The 4,799-nt window shown below is 39.0% G+C and carries 5 protein-coding genes; all 5 read left to right on the forward strand.

The genetic code is table 11. The annotated features are described in order from the left end of the window. Positions 1 to 583 precede the first annotated feature (583 nt). Positions 584 to 1,798, forward strand: coding sequence for an L-2-hydroxyglutarate dehydrogenase (gene lhgD, locus CK510_RS26375; RefSeq protein ID WP_095724491.1), 1,215 nt, complete (start codon positions 584 to 586; stop codon positions 1,796 to 1,798). A 29-nt stretch (positions 1,799 to 1,827) separates the two neighbouring features. Next, on the forward strand, positions 1,828 to 2,850 hold the full coding sequence (locus tag CK510_RS26380) for an NAD-dependent epimerase/dehydratase family protein (protein WP_095724490.1): 1,023 nt from the start codon (positions 1,828 to 1,830) through the stop codon (positions 2,848 to 2,850). Between the two features lie 128 nt (positions 2,851 to 2,978). Next, entirely contained in the window at positions 2,979 to 3,908 is a 930-nt protein-coding gene (locus CK510_RS26385; protein ID WP_245912448.1) for a class I SAM-dependent methyltransferase, read from the forward strand. Beyond that, a complete protein-coding gene (locus tag CK510_RS33680) occupies positions 3,844 to 4,272 on the forward strand; it encodes a methyltransferase C-terminal domain-containing protein (protein ID WP_245912449.1) in 429 nt (142 codons plus the stop codon). Before CK510_RS26385 ends, CK510_RS33680 begins: the two co-directional genes overlap by 65 nt. Before the next feature lie 327 nt (positions 4,273 to 4,599). Further along, the coding region (locus tag CK510_RS26390; RefSeq protein WP_143289450.1) for a dTDP-4-dehydrorhamnose 3,5-epimerase family protein at positions 4,600 to 4,799 on the forward strand (200 nt) is incomplete at its 3' end.

Consider the following 4,799-nt stretch of genomic DNA (forward strand, 5'->3'; position numbering starts at 1 on the left):
TTACTAAAGCAGCTATAAGTTTGCCAATTTTAATGTGAAGAGGCATAAAAAATACTGCCCGCCTGTGGCAGCTCCACTTAGTAAGGGGAGGTTGGGAGGAATCAAAATAATGTGCGGCTTCACAAGTAATTGGTATTAGATAGTTAGAGAGATTCCAGTTAGAAGTTTTGGTGTTAATTAGTTCTGTGTTAATCAAAAAAAATCAAAGTTGAGATTGGATTTAGAGAAAGACTATTTTTTATTGTTAGTACCCAAAGAATCGTTTGCTAATAGTAATCTATGCTCCAAGTTAATCGCTTGAGAATTAGGAATATTAGATGAGAAATGATTGAATATTGGACACAATAAAAGACTCGCTATTTCTACATAACAACTTTTAATTTATGATTGTTTAGGATACTACTTCTAGATGAATTAGTGCAAAATCCAGAAACCAACTGAGGTTGGGGAAGCAATAGAGACATTAAGCTGTAACGTCTCCATAGTCGGGGAACAAAGCATTTTTGATCGAGAAATGGTATTTATTTCGACGCTTCAATTGTCATATCAAACCAAGTTATACTTACAGGGAGCTAGTGCGCTAATGTATGATTTTGCCATAATTGGTGGAGGAATTGTCGGTCTTTCCACTGGCATGGCTTTAGGAAAACGCTATCCTAATGCTCGGATTTTGGTATTAGAAAAAGAGAGTAGCTGGGCATTTCATCAAACTGGAAATAATAGCGGTGTAATCCATTCCGGAGTCTACTATAAACCTGGAAGTTTCAAAGCTAAATTTTGCCGTGATGGTGCAACTTCAATGGTGCAATTTTGTCAAGAACATAATATTGACCATGAAGTTTGTGGTAAAGTAATTGTTGCAACTAATCAAGCAGAAATTCCTCGCTTAGAAAGCCTCTACAACCGAGGTTTAGAAAATGGTATTGAAGTAAAACGCATATCTCCCGAAGAAGTTAGAGAAGTTGAACCCCATGTGAGTTGTGTTGCGGGGATTCGCGTTTATTCAACAGGTATTGCGAATTACAAACAAGTTTGTTTCAAATATGCCGAAATTATCCAAAATCAAGGTGGCGATTTGCGTCTCAACACCAAAGTTTTACGGATAGTTCCCAGTGGTAAAAATCAAATCCTCGAAACCAATAACGGAACCTTTGAGACTCGCTTCTTAATTAACTGCGCTGGATTGCATAGCGATCGCATTGCTAAAAAAGGTGGAGTTGACCCCAAAGCAAAAATTGTACCCTTCCGTGGCGAATATTACGAACTTACCCCGTCCAAGCGTTATCTCGTCAAAACCTTGATATACCCAGTTCCCAATCCAGATTTTCCTTTCTTGGGTGTACACTTTACACGTATGATTGATAACAGTGTTCACGCAGGACCAAATGCAGTACTTAGCTTCAAACGGGAAGGTTACAAGAAAACTGACTTTGATTTAGGGGATTTTGCCGAGGTGATGACATACCCCGGATTTTGGAAACTAGCTGCAAAACATGCTGATGAAGGTATCCAAGAAATCATTCGTTCCTTCAGTAAAGCTGCCTTTGTACGAAGCTTGCAAAAACTGATTCCAGAAGTTCAAGCTGAGGATTTAGTTCCCTGTCATGCGGGGGTTCGCGCTCAAGCATTGATGGAAGACGGCAAACTTGTGGACGACTTTTTGATTATTCACGGTCAAAATTGCGTCCATGTGTGCAATGCACCATCACCAGCAGCCACATCATCCATTGAAATCGGGAAAGCAATTGTTGCGGAAATTCCCGAACAGTCGCACTTAGCAACTGCAATTAAAGCATAGAAATTAATACATTAAGGAATTAAAACAAAATGAAAGTACTCGTCACCGGCACAGAAGGTTATTTAGGTTCTTTGTTACCGACTTTATTAAGCGATCGCGGACACGAAGTCATTGGTGTGGATACAGGTTACTACAAAGTGGGTTGGCTATATAATGGCACTCAAATCACCGCAAAAACATTAAATAAAGACATCCGCAATATCACCAATGAAGACTTGCAAGGTGTAGATGCGATCGTGCATATGGCGGAACTATCAAATGACCCCACAGGTCAACTCTCGCCAACCATTACATACGATATTAACCATAAAGGTTCTCTACGTCTTGCCAAACTGGCAAAAGAATCAGGAGTACGTCGCTTCGTATATATGTCTTCCTGTAGCGTCTACGGTGTGGCTACAGAAGGTGATGTCACTGAAGAATCTCCAGTCAACCCCCAAACTGCCTACGCTGAGTGCAAAACTTTGGTTGAACGCGATGTGCAACCCCTTGCTGATGATGACTTTTCCCCTACGTTCATGCGGAATGCCACAGCCTTCGGTGCTTCACCTCGGATGCGGTTTGACATTGTATTAAACAACTTGGCAGGTTTGGCATGGACAACCAAAGAAATCAAAATGATTAGTGATGGTACACCTTGGAGACCATTGGTTCATGCCCTGGATATTGGCAAAGCCATTGTTTGTGCTTTAGAAGCACCCCGCGACATCATTCACAATCAAATATTTAACGTTGGTGACACCTCTAATAATTATCGCGTTAAGGAAATTGCTGAGACTGTCGCGAATATTTTCACGGGTTGCAAACTCAGCTTTGGTGAAAATGGTGCAGACAACCGTAGCTACAGAGTTTCGTTTGAGAAAATCAATACGCTTCTACCTGGTTTTAAATGCGATTGGAATGCTCAACGTGGCGCACAACAGTTATATGATGTCTTCAAACAAATCGATATGACTGAAGAAACTTTTACTTCTAGAGGTTTTACTCGTTTGAAGCAATTAGAATATCTGATTCGCACCCAACAAATAGACAAAGATTTCTTCTGGGTGTAAGCATTTGCGCTGAATAAGTGCTTTAGTTTTTTTCAAGAACTAAAGCATTTACCAAAGATAACTTTCAACATTATTAATCCATCATCAAATCATTACATTAAAATTACTCTCAGGGAGAAGTTTACATCATGGGTAAAGCACAATGTCGTTTCAGTGGACAGCCATTACGTCACACATTCGTTGACTTAGGAATGTCGCCTTTAGCAAATGCCTATCTCAACCCAGATAGACTCAACCAAGCCGAAAAATTTTACCCGCTTCATGCTTACGTTTCCGAAGATACCCTATTAGTTCAACTCGAACAATTTGAAACTCCCGATAATATCTTTAGCGACTATGCTTACTTTTCTTCCTACTCGGAAAGTTGGTTGAAACATGCGAAAGCATATACCAATTTAATGGTGGAAAGATTTGGTTTTAATCAAGATAGTCAAGTTATTGAAATTGCCAGTAATGACGGTTATTTACTGCAATATTTTGTCGAGAAAAAAATTCCAGTACTGGGAATTGAACCTGCTGCGAACATCGCCAAAGTTGCTGAAGAAAAAGGTATTCCCAGCGTCGTTAAATTTTTTGGTGTACAAACAGCAAAAGAGCTAGTTTTACAAGGTAAACAAGCCGACCTTTTACTAGGAAATAACGTTTTAGCCCACGTACCAAATTTAAATGACTTTATTGCCGGGATGAAAATCATCCTGAAGCCAAATGGCATTTTAACAATGGAATTTCCCCATGTTTTACAACTCATAGAACATAACCAATTTGACACAATTTACCACGAACATTTTTCATACTTCTCATTTCTAACTGTTGAAAAGATTTTTGCCGCACATGGTTTAAAATTATTCGATGTGGAAGAACTGCCAACACATGGTGGTTCGCTGCGGATTTACGCGAAACACGATGATGCAGAGTTTCCGGCTATTTGCGATGGCGACAGCCACTCCCAGCAGGAGTATCGCACTTATATACTCAAGGAAAAAGAAGTCGCTGCTGGACTCGACAAGATTGAAACCTATATCACAATTTGGCGAAAAAGTCAAAGAAACAAAGCGTAAACTTTTAAGCTTTTTGTTAGCAGCTAAAGCCGAAGGTAAAACTATTGTTGGTTACGGCGCACCAGCCAAAGGTAATACACTTTTAAATTACTGTGGTATCGGTACAGATTTTATCGATTACACTGTAGACCTCAATCCCCACAAACAAGGTTTGTATTTACCTGGTACTCACATTCCCATTCTTAACCCCGATAAAATTAAAGAAACCAAGCCCGATTACGTCTTAATTTTACCTTGGAATCTTAAGGAAGAAATTATAGAACAAATGACATTTATTGGTGAATGGGGAGGACAGTTTGTGGTTCCGATTCCAGAGGTAAAAATCTATCAATCCACTGCCCAGAAATTAATGCTAATTGCATAATATTTTTTCAATGCAAGCAGGATAATATCATTTCTCTTGCTTATCCCTTGATGGTTAATCATGTATCGGCATCAACTTTAGATTCGTGTTTGCTTTTACTTATGAATAAGTTGCTCACTATTGCTATTCCCACTTTCAATCGTAGTTAATATCTATGATATTTTTATCCGTGACTAAAAAATTATAATTTTGCATAGAGGAAACAGAACTTGTTGATATTTTCATATTCTAAAACCCAATCCAGAATATGCTAAAAGTTAGTAGCATTTCTACTTAACCTAGAAAATTGTAGTGTTTACCAATCATTAACCTAGAGGCAACAGTTGTATGATTTTCACGGAAATAGAACTTAATGGCGCAGTAATTATCGACCTCGAAGAAAAGCACGACCACCGTGGTTTTTTCGCTCGAACATTTTGTGCCCAAGAGTTTGAGCAACATGGTTTAAAACCAGTTGTAGCTCAATGTAACTTATCCTTCAACTTCAAAAAAGGAACCTTACGGGGAATGCATTACCAAATTGCCCC

This window comes from Brunnivagina elsteri CCALA 953 (assembly GCF_002289455.1).
Lineage (GTDB): Bacteria > Cyanobacteriota > Cyanobacteriia > Cyanobacteriales > Nostocaceae > Brunnivagina > Brunnivagina elsteri.

Coding starts and splice junctions, on each gene's coding strand:
- lhgD (WP_095724491.1), top strand. CDS start 584: ATGTATGATTTTGCCATAATTGGTGGAGGAATTGTCGGTCTTTCCACT.
- CK510_RS26380 (WP_095724490.1), top strand. CDS start 1,828: ATGAAAGTACTCGTCACCGGCACAGAAGGTTATTTAGGTTCTTTGTTA.
- CK510_RS26385 (WP_245912448.1), top strand. CDS start 2,979: ATGGGTAAAGCACAATGTCGTTTCAGTGGACAGCCATTACGTCACACA.